Origin of the sequence: Lysinibacillus sp. NPDC097231 (genome assembly GCF_044761885.1) — a bacterium.
Classification (GTDB): Bacteria; Bacillota; Bacilli; order Bacillales_A; family Planococcaceae; genus Lysinibacillus.
In genome coordinates, this window is sequence record NZ_JBIWDH010000009.1 from 17,414 (window position 1) to 35,732 (window position 18,319).

General features: G+C 39.5%; 20 protein-coding genes. 9 read left to right on the plus strand and 11 right to left on the minus strand.

Annotated features, from left to right (window positions below; translation table 11 throughout):
• Positions 1–3 precede the first annotated feature (3 nt).
• The 3 genes from ACIQXF_RS07770 to mnhG are packed head-to-tail and all read left to right on the plus strand — an operon-like array spanning position 4 to position 1,113.
• Positions 4–483 (plus strand): Na+/H+ antiporter subunit E, encoded by a 480-nt coding sequence (locus ACIQXF_RS07770; protein ID WP_402781024.1) that lies wholly within the window; start codon positions 4–6, stop codon positions 481–483.
• Positions 480–761: a Na(+)/H(+) antiporter subunit F1 gene (locus tag ACIQXF_RS07775; RefSeq protein WP_402781027.1), complete on the plus strand. Its 282-nt coding sequence runs from the start codon at positions 480–482 to the stop codon at positions 759–761. The genes ACIQXF_RS07770 and ACIQXF_RS07775 overlap by 4 nt, the downstream gene beginning before the upstream one ends.
• Positions 745–1,113, plus strand: a complete 369-nt coding sequence (gene mnhG / locus ACIQXF_RS07780) for a monovalent cation/H(+) antiporter subunit G (protein ID WP_402781030.1) — start codon at positions 745–747, stop codon at positions 1,111–1,113. The genes ACIQXF_RS07775 and mnhG overlap by 17 nt, the downstream gene beginning before the upstream one ends.
• Positions 1,114–1,176: 63 nt before the next feature.
• On the opposite strand, the gene cysC is transcribed toward mnhG, so the two are convergent.
• On the minus strand, positions 1,177–1,770 hold the full coding sequence (gene cysC / locus ACIQXF_RS07785; RefSeq protein WP_402781033.1) for an adenylyl-sulfate kinase: 594 nt from the start codon (positions 1,768–1,770) through the stop codon (positions 1,177–1,179).
• Positions 1,767–2,906 carry a sulfate adenylyltransferase gene (sat, locus tag ACIQXF_RS07790; RefSeq protein ID WP_402781036.1) on the minus strand — a complete coding sequence of 380 codons (1,140 nt, stop codon included), beginning with the start codon at positions 2,904–2,906 and terminating at the stop codon, positions 1,767–1,769. The genes cysC and sat overlap by 4 nt, the downstream gene beginning before the upstream one ends.
• An 86-nt stretch (positions 2,907–2,992) precedes the next feature.
• On the opposite strand from sat, the gene ACIQXF_RS07795 reads away from it, so the two are divergent.
• A complete protein-coding gene (locus ACIQXF_RS07795) occupies positions 2,993–3,505 on the plus strand; it encodes a hypothetical protein (protein ID WP_402781039.1) in 513 nt (170 codons plus the stop codon).
• Positions 3,506–3,555: 50 nt separating this feature from the next.
• Here the strand turns inward: ACIQXF_RS07795 and ACIQXF_RS07800 are convergent, their stop codons facing one another.
• A complete protein-coding gene (locus ACIQXF_RS07800; RefSeq protein WP_402781042.1) occupies positions 3,556–4,620 on the minus strand; it encodes a sulfate permease in 1,065 nt (354 codons plus the stop codon).
• 12 nt (positions 4,621–4,632) lie between these two features.
• Complete coding sequence (locus ACIQXF_RS07805; protein WP_402781045.1) at positions 4,633–5,334, minus strand: phosphoadenylyl-sulfate reductase; 702 nt, start codon at positions 5,332–5,334, stop codon at positions 4,633–4,635.
• An 852-nt stretch (positions 5,335–6,186) separates the two neighbouring features.
• Between ACIQXF_RS07805 and ACIQXF_RS07810 the strand changes: the two genes are divergently transcribed.
• The 4 genes from ACIQXF_RS07810 to ACIQXF_RS07825 are packed head-to-tail and all read left to right on the plus strand — an operon-like array spanning position 6,187 to position 10,055.
• Positions 6,187–7,239, plus strand: coding sequence for a sulfate ABC transporter substrate-binding protein (locus tag ACIQXF_RS07810; RefSeq protein ID WP_402781048.1), 1,053 nt, complete (start codon positions 6,187–6,189; stop codon positions 7,237–7,239).
• Between the two features lie 11 nt (positions 7,240–7,250).
• Entirely contained in the window at positions 7,251–8,084 is an 834-nt protein-coding gene (gene cysT / locus ACIQXF_RS07815) for a sulfate ABC transporter permease subunit CysT (protein WP_402781051.1), read from the plus strand.
• 9 nt (positions 8,085–8,093) lie between these two features.
• Entirely contained in the window at positions 8,094–8,969 is an 876-nt protein-coding gene (cysW, locus tag ACIQXF_RS07820) for a sulfate ABC transporter permease subunit CysW (protein ID WP_402781054.1), read from the plus strand.
• Between the two features lie 15 nt (positions 8,970–8,984).
• Complete coding sequence (locus ACIQXF_RS07825; protein ID WP_402781057.1) at positions 8,985–10,055, plus strand: sulfate/molybdate ABC transporter ATP-binding protein; 1,071 nt, start codon at positions 8,985–8,987, stop codon at positions 10,053–10,055.
• Positions 10,056–10,101: 46 nt separating this feature from the next.
• On the opposite strand, the gene cysI is transcribed toward ACIQXF_RS07825, so the two are convergent.
• From cysI to ACIQXF_RS07860, 7 genes are all read right to left on the minus strand, one after another.
• Positions 10,102–11,823 (minus strand): assimilatory sulfite reductase (NADPH) hemoprotein subunit, encoded by a 1,722-nt coding sequence (gene cysI / locus ACIQXF_RS07830; RefSeq protein ID WP_402781060.1) that lies wholly within the window; start codon positions 11,821–11,823, stop codon positions 10,102–10,104.
• A gap of 17 nt (positions 11,824–11,840) precedes the next feature.
• Positions 11,841–13,628, minus strand: coding sequence for an assimilatory sulfite reductase (NADPH) flavoprotein subunit (locus tag ACIQXF_RS07835; protein ID WP_402781280.1), 1,788 nt, complete (start codon positions 13,626–13,628; stop codon positions 11,841–11,843).
• Between the two features lie 139 nt (positions 13,629–13,767).
• Positions 13,768–13,917 carry a DUF2292 domain-containing protein gene (locus ACIQXF_RS07840; protein WP_402781063.1) on the minus strand — a complete coding sequence of 50 codons (150 nt, stop codon included), beginning with the start codon at positions 13,915–13,917 and terminating at the stop codon, positions 13,768–13,770.
• A complete protein-coding gene (locus ACIQXF_RS07845; protein WP_402781066.1) occupies positions 13,917–14,651 on the minus strand; it encodes a sirohydrochlorin chelatase in 735 nt (244 codons plus the stop codon). Before ACIQXF_RS07845 ends, ACIQXF_RS07840 begins: the two co-directional genes overlap by 1 nt.
• Positions 14,652–14,663: 12 nt before the next feature.
• Positions 14,664–15,440, minus strand: coding sequence for a uroporphyrinogen-III C-methyltransferase (gene cobA, locus ACIQXF_RS07850; protein ID WP_402781069.1), 777 nt, complete (start codon positions 15,438–15,440; stop codon positions 14,664–14,666).
• Between the two features lie 277 nt (positions 15,441–15,717).
• The gene (locus ACIQXF_RS07855; protein WP_402781072.1) at positions 15,718–15,903 is read right to left on the minus strand and encodes a hypothetical protein; all 186 of its coding nucleotides are present in this window, start codon (positions 15,901–15,903) and stop codon (positions 15,718–15,720) included.
• 76 nt (positions 15,904–15,979) lie between these two features.
• Entirely contained in the window at positions 15,980–17,497 is a 1,518-nt protein-coding gene (locus tag ACIQXF_RS07860; protein ID WP_402781075.1) for a leucyl aminopeptidase, read from the minus strand.
• A 121-nt stretch (positions 17,498–17,618) separates the two neighbouring features.
• Here ACIQXF_RS07860 and ACIQXF_RS07865 point away from each other — a divergent pair, with 121 nt between their 5' ends.
• Complete coding sequence (locus ACIQXF_RS07865) at positions 17,619–18,101, plus strand: divergent PAP2 family protein (RefSeq protein WP_402781283.1); 483 nt, start codon at positions 17,619–17,621, stop codon at positions 18,099–18,101.
• Positions 18,102–18,319: the final 218 nt, after the last annotated feature.

Consider the following 18,319-nt stretch of genomic DNA (forward strand, 5'->3'; position numbering starts at 1 on the left):
GCTATGGCATTTCAAATTATCTTAAATTTTGTTCTTGCCTTCGTTTGGATGTTCCTTTCTTCTAATTACACTGCAACAGGCTTTATCGTTGGGTTCATTCTCGGTATAATATTGCTCATTATTATGCGTAGATTTTTTATGACACGACTTTACGTCTATCGAGTGTGGGCAATCATTAAACTGACTTTACTCTTTTTAAAGGAATTAGTGTTAGCAAATATACAAGTTCTTCGAGTAGTCTTAAAGCCTAAGTTGGATATGCAGCCTGCCTTCTTTGCATATCCTACTGTTTTAAAACAAGAATGGGAAATTACCTTATTATCAAGTCTAATTACTTTAACACCTGGTACAGTAGTCGTGCATGTATCAGATGATGCAAAAACTTTGTATGTACATGCTATCGATATTAGTGATGTTGATGAAGCGATTGCAGCAATTCGAGATTCATTTGAGAAAGCAATTTTGGAGGTGAGTAAATCATGACGACGTTTATTATTACTACGATTGTAGTGATTTGCTTATCAATGGTTGCCGTTATTTATAGAATGGTTAAAGGACCTTCTGCTTCCGACCGTGTTGTGGCACTGGATTCACTAGGTGTGTCAGTAATTTCGCTAATTGGACTATTTTCAGTATTGGTTGAAACAAGCTTCTTCCTTGAGATTATATTATTGTTAGCAATTTTATCGTTTATCGGTACTGTTGCTTTCTCTAAATTCATAGAGAAAGGAGATATCATAAAACGTGACAATTCTCGCTAATAGTTTAGTTATCTTTTTCATTTCTATAGGGGTGCTATTTATTGTTGTGACAGCCATTGGCCTTGTCCGTTTACCAGATTTGTACACACGCGCTCATGCTGCTTCAAAAAGTGCGACACTAGGTGTCATGTGTATACTCATTGGCGTATTCTTTCACTTTTGGCTTATTGAAGATCATTTCAATCCCCGCATTTTGCTAGGTATATTATTCCTGTTTATAACTGGCCCTGTAGGAGGGCATATTATGACTCGCTCCTCATATATCGCTGGTGTTAAGCCATGGAAAGGTACTGTACACGATGAACTTGGACCTGAAATTGATAGGATGAAAAAGGAACAAGGAATTAAATAATTATTAAGTAACAAAAAAAATCTGCTCGATTTTATCGAGCAGATTTTTTTATCAAACCTTCACTTAGATGTATCCTTTTAAAGCCAAAATGGTCGTTAACTGTTCAACACATTCCTCTATTGAATTCTTTTCCGTATCTAAAATAATCTCTGGGTTTTCTGGTTCTTCATACGGCGCACTAACACCCGTAAAGTTAGGAATTTCTGCATTACGTGCTTTTTTATAAAGACCTTTTGGATCACGTTTTTCACATATTTCAACAGAACACTTCACATATACCTCTAAAAATTCTCCCTCATTTACTAGCTCACGAACGACTTGACGATCTTCTCGATAAGGTGAGATAAAAGCAGTCAAAACAATTTGCCCACTTTCAACAAAAAGCTTGGAAACTTCTCCAATGCGTCGGATATTTTCCTTTCGGCCTGCTTCATCAAATCCTAAATCCTTATTCAAGCCATGACGAACATTATCACCATCTAAGACAAATGCTTGATTTCCTCGTTCAAAGAGGCGACGTGCAAAGGCATTCGCTACAGAAGATTTTCCTGAAGCTGATAAGCCCGTAAACCATAAAATAAAGCTTTGATGTTTGTTTTGTGTATGTCTCTCCTCTTTGGTAATGGAGGCTTCATGCCAAACAATATTAGAACTCATTTTAAAACCTCCTTACGCATTCCTTTGATCAGTACCTCAACTACTTCTTGACGACTAAATGTACTTGGAGGCACTTCACCATTACGCAACATTTCACGGACCTTAGTACCCGATAAAATGACATGTGCTGAGCTATCATGTGGGCAAGTTTTCGTCGTTGCCATGCCCTCACATTTGTTGCAATAGAAGCTATGCTCAAACTTCAGTGGGACAATTCCTAATTCATCTTCTGTAAATTGTTCAAAGATTTTTTGTGCATCATATGTGCCATAATAATCACCAACACCTGCATGGTCACGTCCAACGATAAAGTGCGTACAACCATAGTTTTTCCTTACAAGAGCATGGAAAATGGCTTCCTTTGGTCCTGCATAACGCATTGCGGCAGGAAACACTCCTAATTGCACACGATTTTTAGGATAATAATTATCAAGTAGGACCTCATAGCTCTCCATGCGTATTGCGGCTGAAACATCATCCGATTTTGTTTCCCCAACAAGTGGGTTTAAAAATAATCCATCTATTGTTTCAAGTGCAGCCTTTTGAATATATTCATGTGCTCGATGCACTGGGTTGCGTGTTTGGAAACCGACAATTGTTCTCCAACCCTTTTCCGCAAATAACTGACGTGTCTCAATAGGATCAAATGAATACATAGGGAACTTTTGTTCAATACGTTTGATTAATGTAATTTTTCCGCCAATATAAATACTTGGGCGTTCATGCAACTTCTTTACACCTGGATGCTCTAAATCCTCTGTGCCGTAAATTAGTAACGCCTCTTTTTGCTTATTCGGCTCATAAATATTGGCAACCTCGATAACACCATAAACAGTATTATCGTATACTAACTTGGCCTCATCTCCAGGCTGTACTGTTGCAGCTACTTCCTTTGTTACAGGTAATGTAATCGGAATACTCCACACTACCCCTGATGCTAAACGTGTATATTCAACAACTGATTCATAATCTTCCTTTGTTAAAAAACCTTCAATTGGACTGTAACCACCAATAGCAATTAACTCTAAATCACTTAGTGAAATGGCATCAAGTTCTATTGCTTTATTTATATGTGTTACATCTTTCGCTGGATTAAAGGCTTGCACTAATCGTCCACCATGTGCTTGTAAACTCATTAAAATCTCCTCCTAATTTTATCTAAATACTAAGTTTTATAGTTAAAATAATTTGAACACTTCGGTAAAATTATCGTGATGCTAGTTTGGATTCACGGGTATCTGATTTTCCTATAATTTCGGTCGGCTTGCTACTTAATGTGATCTGCCCCCTCGCGTTTTCGCTCGGCTTGCTACTAAAAGTGATCTGCTCCCTCGCATTTTCGCTCGGCTTGCTACTAAATTCGATCTGCTCCCTCGCATTTTCGCTCGGCTTGCTACTAAAAGTGATCTGCTCCCTCGCGTTTTCGCTCGGCTTGCTGCTTAATTCGATCTGCCCACTCGCGTTTTCGCTCGGCTTGCTGCTTAATTCGATCTGCTCCCTCGCATTTTCGCTCGGCTTGCTACTAAAAGTGATCTACCCACTCGCGTTTTCGCTCGGCTTGCTACTATATTCGATCTGCTTCCTCGCATTTTCGCTCGGCTTGCTGCTTAATTCGATCTGCCCACTCGCATTTCCGCTCGGCTTGCTACTAAAAGTGATCTGCTCCCTCGCATTTTCGCTCGGCTTGCTACTATATTCGATCTGCTTCCCCGCATTTTCGCTCGGCTCATGCTAATGTGATCAAATCACTCCTTGTTTCGCCCAACTCTACTCGACACAATATTCTTAAATTCCCTCGCCTGAATCGTATATTGATCGCTCTTCTTCACGCATTGTTCTCATTAGACTAATTACACCAAGCGTTCCAACAATAACACTTCCAATTAAGACGATGGCATATATATCTTTCTCCAAAAATAGCTGCACTAGAAAATAAGAAATAGCTAAAGAAAGTATTGGTGATACAATCCAAATACGAATAATTTTTTTTACAATATGCTTATGAAAAATTTGTTTCCCGCTTTTCGCCATCCCCATCCCGATTATGGAAGAGGATGTTACTTGTGTTAATGGCACTGGAAGTCCAAAAATAGAGCTTACGCCAACAAGAAGTGCACCTGTACTTGAAATCAATATCCCTTCAGCCTTTTCAAAGCGCACAATTTTTTTACCATTTGTTTCAAGTACTTGCTTTCCAAGTAGCATTGCTCCAAGCGCCACAAATGCAGCACCAAGCAAAATCCCATGTGACACCGACATCATCCCTGCGCCAACAAGCGGTCCTACCGCATTCGCTACGTTATTCATTCCTGCTGAAAATGCTTCAAAAAATCCGGCAAGCACAAGCAAAATTGTTAATATCGGGCGATCCTTTAACAGCCCCTTGCCATGCAATTTATACAGCAAATTTCCAAATAACAGTGCAATGATAAATGCAACAATCGGAATAATCACCCAAAATGAAATAATGACTAGTAGTGATTTTACGTATAACACTTTATAGGCAATACCAACTCCTACAACGGCTCCCACTGTCACTTCACTCGTCGATAGTGGGATGCCTAAAAGATTCGCGAGAAATAGCGAGCTTGTTGCAGATATTAAAATAATAATAACAATCTTTACTGTAATGTACTCTTGTGGCATTATGCCCGAGCTGATTGTTTTTACTACCTCTCCACCACCAAAAACTGCTCCACTAAAAACACCTACAGCACAAATCAGTAGTGCTTGCCAAGCTCTTTTAATGGCACCTGCACCGTAAGCGACTCCCATTGAGGCTGCAGCTCCACTAGCACCTATATTCATCGCAAAAAATAAACTAATCGCTATCGCAACATATTCAAGCATGGCAAAACTCCTTTATTCATGTAACCCACACTCAGTTTTACCAGATTCTTGCCATCTACCTGAACGTAAATCATCCATTGTAAAAGCTGGTTTTGTACAGTGTTCACAGCCAATGCTAGGATAGCCTCTGTCGTGTAAAGAATTGTATGGCAAATTATGCATTGAGACATACCGCCAGACATCCTTCCATGCCCAGTGAATGAGTGGACATATTTTTATCGATTTAAATTTATCGTCGCGATTGATAAAGTTTGTGTTTTGTCGAGTTGGCGATTGTTCACGGCGCAAGCCTGAAATCCAAGCTTTTCCATCTGCCAACGCTTCATGTAACGGTACAATCTTGCGGATTTCACAACATTTATTTGGATTGGATTTCCAAAGTTCATCACCATATTGCGCTGCTTGCTGTGCTAATGTAAGCACTGGCTTTTGCATAACAATGTTAAGCTGCGGATATTTTTCTTTTACTCTATCAATCGTTTCATATGTTTCTTTGAAATGCACGTCTGTATCTAAAAAGACAATCGTTGCATCTTGCTTCACCTTTGAAATGAGATCAATTAAAACAATTCCTTCAATCCCAAAGCTACATGCATAAACGATATCCTCCCCATATTCAGCATAACTCCACTGTAAAACCTCCAGTGCAGCCTTATAAGTTTCATCTACCTTAAAATCCTTTGTCGGCTCGTGCCAAGTTGCATATGTTAACATTTAATCCCCCTTATCATGAAAAAAGGCGTTTTAACGAAAGACATAGTGATAGACATGTCTTTGTTAAAACGCCTCTAGTTTGACTAGCCAGCTTGTTAATCATTTATGCCTAGGCATAAATGCGTCCGGAATCGGCTTTGTGCTTGCACAAAGAACACCTTTCCGATTCCGCGACATCTGCCGGAGGCTTTAACTTCTTTCAGCAGGTGTCTAAACATCTGCTGAAAGAAGTTAAATGATTGTTCACTAGTAATTGCTACCTCGTTGACAATCATTCTTCTTATTACCAAATATATACTAAAGTACACCTAGTAGTCAACTAGGTTTTCGAAAAATATCGATGAATTGACAATCAATTATGCCGAGGCATAATTGCGTCCGGATTCGGCTTTGTACTTAGGCCTGCGTGAGGGCCGACACGATGTCGGTCATTTCGGTAATGCCACAGGACGTGGCGTTTTTAGACTGAGTTCCTCTATTTCAGCGGATGTTCGGACACCAGCTGAAAGAATTTAAAAATTAAAATATTTTCAATTCCTTGTTGACTAATAGGAAATATATGTTTAATGTATAACTAAGCTTTGAACCATCCCAAAAATGGAACATACTCAGTGGGGAGTTCTTCATCACACTGTTTGTTAGTTGAACCAATTGGGTTTTTTACGGGCATTTTTTACTTCACTAACATCTTATAGTAGGAGTCTGTAACTGTTCGGTACAGATAAATTACTGCCCGTTCAAGCGGAATAAAATGCTGATCAGAGGATCTGAAGGCCATCTACTCATGACGATTATTATCGTGCTGATAGATGGTCTTTTGTATTCTTTAGACAAAAAAAGGAGCGATTTTTTATGAGAAAAAGGAAACATCTTATCCAATCGTTAGCACTTATATCTGCGTTAGCACTAACCTTGACAGGTTGCGGTAATAGCTCTTCAGATAAAGATACTGGGGCTCAGGATACCAAAAAATCTGTGGAACTATTGAATGTATCCTATGATCCAACACGTGAGCTTTACGAAGAGTTCAACAAAGATTTCGCAAAAAAATGGAAGGATGAAACGGGTCAGGAGGTGACCATAAAGCAATCACATGGTGGTTCTGGTAAACAAGGTCGGGCTGTTATTGATGGACTAGAAGCTGATGTTGTTACACTAGCACTTGCCTACGATATTGATGAGATAGCACAAGCACGTGACCTGTTAAATAAAGATTGGCAAACAGAGTTTGAAAACAATTCTACACCTTATACATCCACTATTGTTTTTTTAGTACGTAAGGGTAATCCAAAGGGGATTAAAGACTGGAATGATCTAGTTAAAGACAATGTATCTGTTATCACGCCAAATCCTAAAACATCTGGCGGTGCTCGTTGGAATTATTTAGCTGCTTGGGCCTATGCTGGGAAATTATACAACAATGATGAAACAAAAATTAAAGAATTTATGAAGGCTCTCTATAACAATGTGGAGGTGTTGGATTCAGGAGCCCGCGGTGCCACAACGACATTTGTTGAACGTAAAATTGGAGACGTCTTAATTGCATGGGAAAATGAAGCCTATTTATCACTCAATGAATTAGGTAAAGATGAATTCGAAATCGTCACACCTTCTTTAAGCATCTTAGCAGAGCCACCCGTTGCTATAATTGACAAAATCGTTGATAAAAAAGGGACACGAAAAGTTGCAGAAGCATATTTAAAACATTTATATAGTGATGTTGGGCAAGAAATTGCAGCGAAAAACTACTATCGACCACGCAATGAAAAGATTCTAGCAAAATATCAGGAGCAATTCCCACAACTTGAGCTCGTTTCAATTGATGATTTCGGTGGCTGGGCAAAAGCACAAGCTATACATTTTAAAGATGAAGGTACATTCGATGAAATTTATGTCCCACAATAAGGAGGCCAATCATGACTAGTTTAACAGCTAATAAAAAAATACGGCGCATCATCCCAGGCTTCCACCTTTCATTTGGCTATACCATGCTATATGTCAGCTTGCTAGTTTTACTGCCGCTATCAATGGTATTTATTCATACAATGTCCTTAAGCTGGGGAGAATTTGTTGCTATCGTGACTGCTCCTCGTGCTGTTGCTTCTTATAAAATTAGCTTCAGTACGGCACTTGCTGCTGGTTTTCTGAATGTTATTTTCGGGACAATAATCGCTTGGGTACTAGTGCGCTATCACTTTCCTTTCAAACGAATCATTGATGGACTTGTCGATTTACCTTTTGCTTTGCCTACTGCAGTAGCAGGAATTACTTTAACGTCCCTCTACGCACCAAATGGCTGGATTGGTCAATTTTTCGATTTTAAAATTGCCTTTACGCCCCTTGGTATAATCATTGCCTTAACTTTTATCGGGCTGCCGTTTGTCGTGCGAACAGTACAACCTGTCTTACAGAATATTAGCGCTGAGGTTGAGGAGGCCTCAGCCAGTTTAGGTGCAACTCGTCTACAAACCTTTCGTAAAGTGCTTTTGCCAGAGCTGGCACCTGCCATATTGACAGGCTTTTCATTAGCCTTCGCGCGTTCTTTAGGTGAATATGGATCAGTTGTTTTTATCGCTGGGAATATGCCAATGAAGACTGAAATTACGCCTTTAATTATTATGACAAAGCTTGAACAATATGATTATGCCGGAGCGACTGCTATAGCTTTAGTAATGCTTGTAACATCTTTTATCCTATTATTCAGCATTAATTTCATACAATGGCTGGCAAATCGTCGCTTTGCGCATTAGGAGGTATTTATGGAACAGTCAACATTTATTCAACAAGTTGCTCATGAAAAAAACAAGGCAGTGAAAAAGTCTGCTGCCTTACAAGAGCCACGCTTTGTGCAATATACTTTGACATTTATTGCACTTGCCTTTTTAGTATTTTTTATCGTACTTCCACTAGTATCAATCTTTACCACTGCCTTTCAAAAGGGTGTAGATGTCTATGTCGCAGCGATTACACATCCAGATGCCTTAGCTGCCATTAAGCTAACCTTAACAGTCGTTGCGATTACCGTACCACTAAATGCAATCTTTGGCGTAATGGCTGCCTGGACTTTAACAAAGTTCAATTTTAAGGGAAAAAACCTATTGCTGACACTTATCGATCTTCCTTTTGCGGTATCTCCTGTTATTGCAGGTTTAGTGTTTATTTTGTTATTTGGCTCACAAGGACTATTTGGTGATTGGTTATTTGCGAATGACATCAAAATTGTTTTTGCGCTTCCTGGCATAGTTCTCTCCACAATTTTTGTAACGTTACCCTTTGTTGCACGAGAGCTCATTCCTCTTATGCAAACACAAGGAACTTCTGAGGAAGAGGCTTCCATTTCACTTGGTGCAAGTGGGTTTAAAACATTTTGGCATGTGACATTACCAAACATCAAATGGGGCTTACTATACGGTCTCATCCTATGTAATGCTCGAGCAATCGGTGAATTTGGTGCCGTTTCTGTTGTATCGGGACATATTCGAGGTATGACAAATACTATGCCCCTTCATATTGAAATTTTATACAATGAGTACCAATTTGCAGCAGCCTTTGCTGTTGCGTCACTTATGAGCATAATCGCCATTATTACGCTTATCGTTAAAGATATTGTTGCTTGGAAATCAACATCTGTTTAAAGGAGACATTGCATTATGAGCATTCAAATTCAAAACGTTTCAAAAAATTTCGGGTCCTTTCAAGCTTTACAAGATATCTCACTTCATATTCAATCAGGGGAATTGGTTGCCCTTCTCGGCCCATCTGGTTCTGGTAAAACCTCATTACTACGTGTTATTGCTGGACTTGAAACCTCAGATGTAGGTGAGATTTTTTTTGACGGTCAATCGATTACAGATCGCCATCCAAAGGAGCGAAACGTAGGCTTTGTATTCCAGCATTACGCGCTTTTTCGTCATATGACCGTTTTTGAAAATGTCGCTTATGGCCTGAAAGTACGCCCTCGTAAAACAAGACCATCTAAATCAGCAATAAAGGACAAAGTGATGGAGCTTCTCCGACTTGTTAAACTGGAAAATTTCGCTGAGCGCTTTCCAACTCAGCTTTCAGGTGGGCAACGTCAGCGTGTGGCACTAGCCAGAGCACTCGCTGTGGAGCCTAAAGTGCTTTTATTAGATGAACCTTTTGGTGCACTTGATGCGAAAGTGCGTAAGGAGTTGCGTCGTTGGCTAAGAAAGCTTCACGATGATTTCCATATTACAAGCATTTTTGTTACACATGATCAGGAAGAAGCGCTTGATGTAGCAGATCGCATTGTTGTGATGAACAACGGCAAGATTGAGCAAATTGGTAGCCCAGATGAGGTATATACAAATCCAAAAAGTCCTTTTGTTTATGATTTTTTAGGGAATGTGAATCTCTTTAAGGGTCGTTTACATAACGGCAAGCTCATGTATGGCGATTTTACTATTGATGTTCCAGACGCACAGGCACATACAGAGGACCATGCAGTCGGTTATGTGCGACCCCACGATATTCAAATCGAAAAAATAAATGCTACGGGGACAGTTCCTGTGAAAGTAAATCATATCCACTTGTTAGGGCCCATGGTACAAATTGAGCTTCGTCGTGAAGATATTGATGAATTTTTAGAGGCAGAACTGACTAAAGAACAATTTACGAATCTTCAGCTTAAAGTTGGAGATCATGTATTTGTTAAACCAAAGCAATTAAAAGTTTTTACCCCTGAAGACTTTTCCATATAAAAAAGCCGTGTAGCAAATTTCTCTGCTACACGGCTTCCATTATTTTTTATTTATTATGAAAATCTTGCCCATCGTGAACTGCTGTTACATAGCTAGCTCGAATCACAAAATCACCGAAATGTTCGCCCTCTAAACGTTCCTTTGCATAATGCAGAAGGATTGGACGAAGCTCCGCTAAAATCTCCTCTTCTCCAATATTTTCACGATATATTTTATTGAGACGATTACCAGTAAAGCTTGCTCCTAAATACATATTATATTTCCCTGGGCCTTTACCGATAAAGCCAATTTCAGCCATTGCTGCACGTGAGCATCCATTTGGACAGCCAGACATACGAATGACAATTTCTTTATCCTTTAACCCTGTCTCATCAATGATTGTTTCAATTTTTGTAATGAGTGAAGGCAAATAACGCTCTGCTTCCGCCATCGCTAAACCACATGTTGGTAATGATACACAGGCAATTGAATTACGACGCAATGCAGAATAGTGCGCACCATCTGTTAACTTATATTGCTCTATAATAGTATCAATTTTTTTCTTCTTCTGCGGTGTTACATTACTAATCATCAAATTTTGGTTAGGCGTTAAACGGAAATCCCCAGTATGAACCTTCGCAATTTCACGCAATCCCGTTAACAGCTGATAATCCTCAAAGTCTTTAATGCGTCCATTTTGAATAAATAACGTATAATGCCATTTACCCTCCGCCCCTTTAATCCAGCCAAACTCATCACCCGTACGTTCAAAGGTAAAGGGACGTGCCTCTTGAATGTTCCAGCCTAGACGACGCGTTAATTCTTCGTTAAACCATTCAAGTCCTCGTGCATCAATTGTATATTTAAAGCGTGCATTTTTACGTACTGAGCGATTCCCATAGTCGCGCTGAATCGTAATAATTTTCTCCGCTGTTTCTAATAGTTTATCAGGTTCAATAAAACCAATAATACGAGCAAGCTGTGGGTATGTTTCGTGATCACCATGTGTCATTCCCATTCCTCCACCAACTGCCACGTTAAAGCCTATTAACTTGCCATCCTTAACAATGGCAATTAATCCAATATCTTGTGAGAATACGTCCACATCATTACTTGGGGGGACAGCAATACCAATTTTAAATTTACGTGGTAAATATTGCGATCCGTATATAGGTTCAATTTCTTCATTCTGACCATCTACTACCTTTTCACCATCCAGCCATAGTTCATGGTAGGCTCGCGTTCTAGGTAGTAAATGCTCACTTAATTTTGCGGACCAATTATAAATCTCCTCATGTAATGCTGATTGGTTTGGATTCACATTACACATAACATTACGGTTAACATCCCCACAGGCAGCGAGAGAATCCAATAATACCTCATTAATTTCCTGCATATATTTTTTGACGTTCCATTTTAAAATACCATGTACTTGGAACGCCTGGCGTGTCGTTAATTTTAAGGAGCCATTACCGTACTTTCTCGCCATTTCATCCATCACTAGCCATTGAGCTGGCGTTGCTGCTCCGCCCGGAGTACGTACTCGCACCATAAATTGATAAGCGGGTTCTAGCTTTTGGCGCTGCCGTTCATTACGAAGATCACGGTCATCTTGTAAGTAACTACCATGGAATTTCATCAGACGGTTATCGTCCTCTGGAATTCCTGAGCTCAATGGATTATTCATCGTACGCTCAAGTGTTCCACGTAAATAATTACTTTCACTTTTAATACGCTCTACATCACTTGGGCTTCCAGGCTGTGGAGGTAAAATAATTTTTCCTGTCATGTTTTGTCGCTCCTTTATTAATAAACGTCACGTTGATAGCGGTTCTGTTGTTTTAGTTCATTGACAAAGGCTTTCGCTTCCTCTGGCGTTTTTTGCCCCTGTTGTTCAATCACACGATGAATGATGGCGTCCACATCAGCCGCCATCGATTTTTCATCGCCACAAACATAAATGACAGCACCTTGTTCTAGCCATTCATAAAAGCTCGCTGCATTTTCTTCAATTTTATGTTGTACATATATTTTTTTGTCTGTGTCACGTGAGAAAGCTACATGCATTTGAGTTAATGTGCCTGAAGCAAGCCAACGCTGCCAATCCGTTTGATACAGAAAGTCTGTGACAAAATGTTGGTCACCAAAGATTAGCCATGCTTTACCTTCAATACCTAGTTCCTCACGCTCCTCTAAAAATGCACGATACGGGGCAACACCTGTACCAGCACCAATCATAATAATTGGTGTGTCTTCATGTTCAGGCAATCTAAAGTTTGGATTTTTATGAACATATATAGGTAATGTATCGCCAATTTGAATTCGCTCCGCAACGCTACCAGAGCAAACGCCAAGACGTTGTCGCCCATTCGTCTCATAGCTTACTTTCCCAATTGTTAAATGTACCTCATCATTATTTGCCTTTTGACTACTAGCAATGGAATAAAGTCGCGCTGGAATTTTACGTAGCAAATCAACAAATTGCTGTGCATCCCATGTAAATGGTGCAAAATCTTCAACGACATCAAGTAAATCTCTACCTTTTGCGTAGTCTTTCCAGGCATTTGCGTCTTCAAGGAGCTTTGTAAAATCCTTATGCTCTGTATACGAGGCAATTTTTTGGAGCAGCGGCTTTGATAGCACTGTAATTTCTAGCCTTTTTTGCAAAGCATTCTTTAATGGAAGTGATTCTTCAAATACATTGACCTCGGTTTGTGCGTTAAACTGTAACACTGTTAATAAAGCATCGACTAACTTGTCATCGTTTTCTGGCAGAATCCCAACGCTATCCCCTGGTTCAAAGTGGAAGTTTGATCCCTCAATGGACAATTCAATATGGCGCGTTTCTTTGTTTGAGCCCCTGCCGTTTAAATTAATGCTTTCAAGGACTTCAGCATAAAACGGATTTTTTCGAGAATATGTAGAATCTCCTTGTGCTATTGGATTTTGAGTAGACGATGTAACTGCTAGATTAGTCTGTTGCAGTAACTTCTGCTGAACAGCTGAGAACCATTGCGCCGCGGCGTCATCATAATCTACATCACAATCTGTACGAGGGACGATTCGGATTGCCCCTAATTTTGCAAATTGCTCATCAAAATCCTTTCCCGTTTTACAGAAAAATTCATAAGAGCTATCACCTAAAGCTAGCACCGAATAATGTAGATTCTCTAATTTAGGGGCACGCTTACTATGCAAAAAATCATAGAATTGTATCGCTTGATCAGGTGGATCTCCTTCCCCATGTGTACTAATAATAAGTAAAAGATTTGTTACCTTTTTTAAATTATTTGGTTTAAACTTCGTTAACGACGAGATCGTTACATCTACATCGTTATTTTTCAATGCTGAAGCATACTTTTCGGCTAGACCTTGGCTATTGCCTGTCTGTGAGCCATATAAAATCGTCACTGTTTGGGTGATAGTCTTTACCGTCGACGTCGCTTCTTCAACAATGGCATCAATAGTTGCTTGTGGTGCACTTAAATAGCCGTTTAGCCAAATTCTTTGATCTCCTGTTAGTTTAGGAAGCAGTTCATTTAATAGCTTTACCTGCTCCTCATTAAACGGACTGTTAATTACTTGCAGTTTCAATCTTGCCACCTCACGTACTAGTTTTATTTTTCGCTCTTTATCCCCCGATAAGGGGCAATAAAGGCTAATAATCAGTGGGGAACCACACTGATTGAGTTTCACTTTATTTGGTTGGCGCTCTATTTTTCACCAACCAAAATTATCGAAGTCGTATTTTTTCTTTCTTTTCAATTTGGACCACATAGGAATTTTGTATAATCAATGTAATTGATCCGTGGTTCACAGTATTTAAAATTTGGCGGACATTATCTAATGCTAGATTTATATTTTCAATCCTTTTATCTACCATTACAAAACACCTTCCTTTAATGTTAGTAATTCACAAATACGTTCCACTAACACTTTCCTTACATTGTTGTCATAGCCTAAACTTTCACATAAAGTAATGTTCTTGTTTTCATAGTCCTGTAATCGCTTTGTTATGCTTTCACGCAAAATCCCAGTAAACAATAAATACGGCACTATAAATACATGGTTAGCCCTTTTGTTTTGTTGTAGCCACTCTTCAAACGTAGGGCCCTTCCCATATAAAAAGCAGATGTCTACGGCTTCATAAGCATATTTGTCACGTAATCTTGTTGCAATTTTAGCTAAATCCCTCTTTACTGCGACATCACTACTCCCACGGCCTATTAGTAAAACACTTGCATCGTGAGTTGGGCGTCTTGTCTCTAAAACTCTAGTCTGTAGTGTGTCGATTAATAGTTCATGAACGCCAAGCGGTTCACCGTATGTAAATCGTACATATGGATACTGTTTTTTTGCTCTATCGATTTCACACGGAATATCTTGCTTTGCATGCTGAGCAGCTAGCAATAAAATAGGCATGATGGCAATTGCTGTGGCTCCTTGATTAATACACCTATCTATTCCTTCAGCAATTGTCGGTGTCGCTAGTTCTAAGAAACAAATTTCTTGAATCGGTATCTCAATTTCCTGTTGTACGCTCTTGAGAAAAGTCACGGCTTGCTCCACTCCTGCCCTTACGCGACTTCCGTGAGCAATATATAAAATGGCCTGCATGAACCCACATCCTTACACAGAAATTTCTGTTAACTGCGGCTGTGGTATGCTTTGCTCAAACCATTGAATTGTTTCTCTCAACGTAACAACTTTCCCCACTACAATTATGCTTGGATTTTGAATATTTTCTCGCCGCACTATCTCTTCAATATTGGCTAAAGTACCAGTGATTGTTTTTTGCTGAGGGAATGTCCCCCAATGAATAAGTGCTACTGGTGTTTCTTCATCGCGTCCATACTTGAGCAGCTGCTGACGGATGTAGGGAAGATTGCCAACCCCCATATAAATAGCAAGCGTATCAATTCCTTTTGCCAGACTTTCCCACTTGATAGCGTCATCCTTGCCATCTCTCATATGTCCAGTGATTATTGCAAAACTCGAGCTTAAGTCACGATGCGTAACAGGAATCCCTGCATAGGCTGGTGCTGCTATTCCTGAAGTAATACCAGGCACAATTTCAAATGGAATATTATGCTGTGCAAGCACCTCTGCCTCCTCAGCCCCTCTGCCAAACACAAATGGGTCACCTCCCTTTAATCTTGTCACGACCAATCCTTGCTGCGCATAGCTGACAAGTGTTTGATTAATATGTTCTTGAATCATGGCATGCTGCTGAGGTAATTTACCGCAAAAAATAAGTTTAGCTCCCTGTTTGGCATAGGATAATAGATTTTTATTGATGAGTCTGTCATACAGGATGACATCTGCACATTCAATGCACCGCAATCCTTTAACGGTGATAAGATCAACATCGCCAGGACCTGCACCTACTATAAAAACTTTTCCCATTCGATTTCACTCCTTGTTGTCTCTTGTTTCAGATAGAAAAAAGACTCATATTATCCATGGGCATAGCGATGCCTGTGATTAATATGAGCCTCTAGTTTGCTAGTCAGCTAGTTATTTAATTCTTAGTAATATAATAAGAATAATAAATAATATAGTATATTCTGTCAACTGTTTATTTAATGCCCAGGAAATGATTTTTCTTAATTTAACCTATTAAAGAAAAAAACCAGGTGTCACTTGCTGACATCTGGTTTTTATGAGATCTATCTTGTTTGAATTAAAATCTACGAGGTCCTCTAAATGGTGGACCTGGTCGGAAAAACGGTGGACGGAAAAACGGTGGACCAAAAAACGGTGGGCCGAAAAATGGCGGGCCGAAAAACGGTGGGCCGAAAAACGGTGGGAATGGTCGGTAAAACGGCCCACCCCAAAAGCCTCCTGGATAACCTCCGAAAAATGGCATAAGCTACCTCCTTTTTTACTCTATCCTATGAAGGTAGCTACATATATCACATGTACAATGCCTATTTTCTCCTACATTAAATGTCCTTATTATTCTCCCCTAATCGTTGCACAAAGTTTGCTAGTGTGCGAACCATTACACCTGTGCCACCTTTTGGACCTAAGTCATGTACAGCAATCGCATCTGATGTTCCAGCAATATCTAGATGAATCCATGGTGTATCCCCAACGAATTCTCCAACAAAGCCCCCACCAAAGATCATATGTCCATCACGACCAGGAGAGTTATTTAAATCAGCGATATCTGATTTACGAATTCGTTTTTTATCATTTTCTGTTAACGGCATGCGCCAGACAAATTCATCTGTTTCCTGTGTAGCTTCCATGAAAGCAGCAAAGAACTCATCATCATTTGAGAGTGCGCCTGTTTTATCCATACCAAGTGCTGTAATAACTCCACCTGTTAATGTTGCAACATCGATCAGTGAAGTAGCCCCTTGTTGTTTAGCATATGTAGTAGCATCTGCTAGCACTAAACGTCCTTCAGCATCGGTATTTAAGACTTCTACCGTCTTCCCACTATACGTTGTGATGACATCATCTGGCTTAAATGCTGTACCGGATACCATATTATCAGTAGATCCAATAACTGCTACGACATTTTTATTTGGACGTAATTCACCGATGATTTTCATAGCTCCAAGCACGGCTGCTGCACCACCCATATCGCCCTTCATGCCTACCATTGAATCTTTTGGCTTTAAAGAATAACCACCTGTATCATACGTAACCCCTTTTCCAACAAGGCCAATTGGATCTTCAAAGTCTTCAGTCGCTTTATATTTTAAAGTTATTAAACGAGGTTCTTCATGAGAGCCTTGATTTACGCATAAAATGCCGCCCATACCAAGCTCTTCTAATTGGGCTTTATCTAAAATCTCAACTTCGAAATCATACTCCACTGCAAGAGATTGAGCATAATTCGCTAAGTCTGTCGCGGTAAGTAGATTTGGTGGTAAATTAATTAAGCTACGTGCTTCGTTTACTGCATCTGCATAAATAACCCCAACTTCAATGCTTGCCACTACTTCATCTAAATCATCAGCAGTCGTCACAAGATGAATAGCATCAATTCGCTTATCTGTTTCATTTGAAGTTGTTTTGTAGTGAGGAATTGAATAATAGCCAAGCCCTGCTCCTTCACCAGCTAAAAACGCAACATCTGCGACAGTTATCGTATCTGTTGTAAATGATTCTAGCCAAATTGAATATTCTTTAACTTTTAAGGTTCTTAGTTCCTTACCAACCAATGCAAATGCTGCACGAACATCACCTTCAGTTAAATTTTTAAGTTCATCCAAACCAACGAATAGAATACGTTTAAGAGTTGCATGATCTTTTAAAAATGGCAATTTCGTAATATTTTTAAGCTTCGTCGATACATCCCCAGCGCTAACCCAAGAATCGAGGGATTCTCCGTAAAATGATGAAAAACTTGCCCAATCCTGCATTTGTTCACGATGTTTAGAGACTCCTACTACTAATACTTCAGTAGAAATCGTTTCAAATGTTTTTGCCTCTTTTACAATATGCATGTAAATTCCTCCATTCATTTCTATTATACCTAAGTTTCAGAAAACGCGTAATATTTGGCTTTATCTTCTTTTAGAAAATAATGAATGTTATAATAAAAGCAATTCTAAGTTGAAGGTTGTGATGATAATGAGTTTACTTCATAATACCCCTTTACTCGTTGCCCTCTTTGCTGTTCTCTTTGCACAATTTGTAAAAATCCCTATTCACTTTTTAATGACAAGACAAATTAAATGGGGACTATTTACTTCCACTGGTGGTATGCCGAGCTCACACTCCGCATCCGTAACAGGACTAACAACCTCTATTGCCTATGAAACAGGTTTAGATTCCCCACTTTTTGCCGTAGCCGCTATGTTTTCATTTATCGTCATGTATGATGCCAGTGGAGTTCGTTATCAAGCCGGTCAACATGCAGCTGTTTTAAATCAACTTCGAAAGGACTTTCAAACACTACTTCATGATTTAAAAAAATGGCCGCGAATGGATGGGCAAGAGAAAATAGAAGAGTTAAAAACATTACTAGGTCATAAACGGAGCGAAGTATTTTTTGGGGCACTAACTGGAATTTTTATCGCCATCATCACCTACCAGATTATTTTATAAAAATGAACACATCCTCATGTTGAGGCTGTGTTTTTTTATTTCAAACAATCACCAAGGTCAACTTAGCCTTGGTGTAATTGTTGCTATCGCTTTGCTTTCGCACAGAAAACATTTGTTGCTACCGCTTCGCTTTCGCACAGAAAACATTTGTTGCTGCCGCTTCGCTTTCGCACAGAAAACATTTGTTGCTGCCGCTTCGCTTTCGCACAGAAAACATT

Coding starts and splice junctions, on each gene's coding strand:
- ACIQXF_RS07775 (WP_402781027.1), top strand. CDS start 480: ATGACGACGTTTATTATTACTACGATTGTAGTGATTTGCTTATCAATG.
- ACIQXF_RS07865 (WP_402781283.1), top strand. CDS start 17,619: ATGATAATGAGTTTACTTCATAATACCCCTTTACTCGTTGCCCTCTTT.
- cobA (WP_402781069.1), bottom strand. CDS start 15,440: ATGGGAAAAGTTTTTATAGTAGGTGCAGGTCCTGGCGATGTTGATCTT.
- cysW (WP_402781054.1), top strand. CDS start 8,094: ATGGAACAGTCAACATTTATTCAACAAGTTGCTCATGAAAAAAACAAG.
- ACIQXF_RS07840 (WP_402781063.1), bottom strand. CDS start 13,917: ATGGTAGATAAAAGGATTGAAAATATAAATCTAGCATTAGATAATGTC.
- ACIQXF_RS07810 (WP_402781048.1), top strand. CDS start 6,187: ATGAGAAAAAGGAAACATCTTATCCAATCGTTAGCACTTATATCTGCG.
- ACIQXF_RS07860 (WP_402781075.1), bottom strand. CDS start 17,497: ATGCATATTGTAAAAGAGGCAAAAACATTTGAAACGATTTCTACTGAA.
- ACIQXF_RS07845 (WP_402781066.1), bottom strand. CDS start 14,651: ATGCAGGCCATTTTATATATTGCTCACGGAAGTCGCGTAAGGGCAGGA.
- cysC (WP_402781033.1), bottom strand. CDS start 1,770: ATGAGTTCTAATATTGTTTGGCATGAAGCCTCCATTACCAAAGAGGAG.
- ACIQXF_RS07770 (WP_402781024.1), top strand. CDS start 4: ATGGCATTTCAAATTATCTTAAATTTTGTTCTTGCCTTCGTTTGGATG.
- ACIQXF_RS07825 (WP_402781057.1), top strand. CDS start 8,985: ATGAGCATTCAAATTCAAAACGTTTCAAAAAATTTCGGGTCCTTTCAA.
- cysI (WP_402781060.1), bottom strand. CDS start 11,823: ATGACAGGAAAAATTATTTTACCTCCACAGCCTGGAAGCCCAAGTGAT.
- ACIQXF_RS07805 (WP_402781045.1), bottom strand. CDS start 5,334: ATGTTAACATATGCAACTTGGCACGAGCCGACAAAGGATTTTAAGGTA.
- sat (WP_402781036.1), bottom strand. CDS start 2,906: ATGAGTTTACAAGCACATGGTGGACGATTAGTGCAAGCCTTTAATCCA.
- cysT (WP_402781051.1), top strand. CDS start 7,251: ATGACTAGTTTAACAGCTAATAAAAAAATACGGCGCATCATCCCAGGC.
- ACIQXF_RS07855 (WP_402781072.1), bottom strand. CDS start 15,903: ATGCCATTTTTCGGAGGTTATCCAGGAGGCTTTTGGGGTGGGCCGTTT.
- ACIQXF_RS07800 (WP_402781042.1), bottom strand. CDS start 4,620: ATGCTTGAATATGTTGCGATAGCGATTAGTTTATTTTTTGCGATGAAT.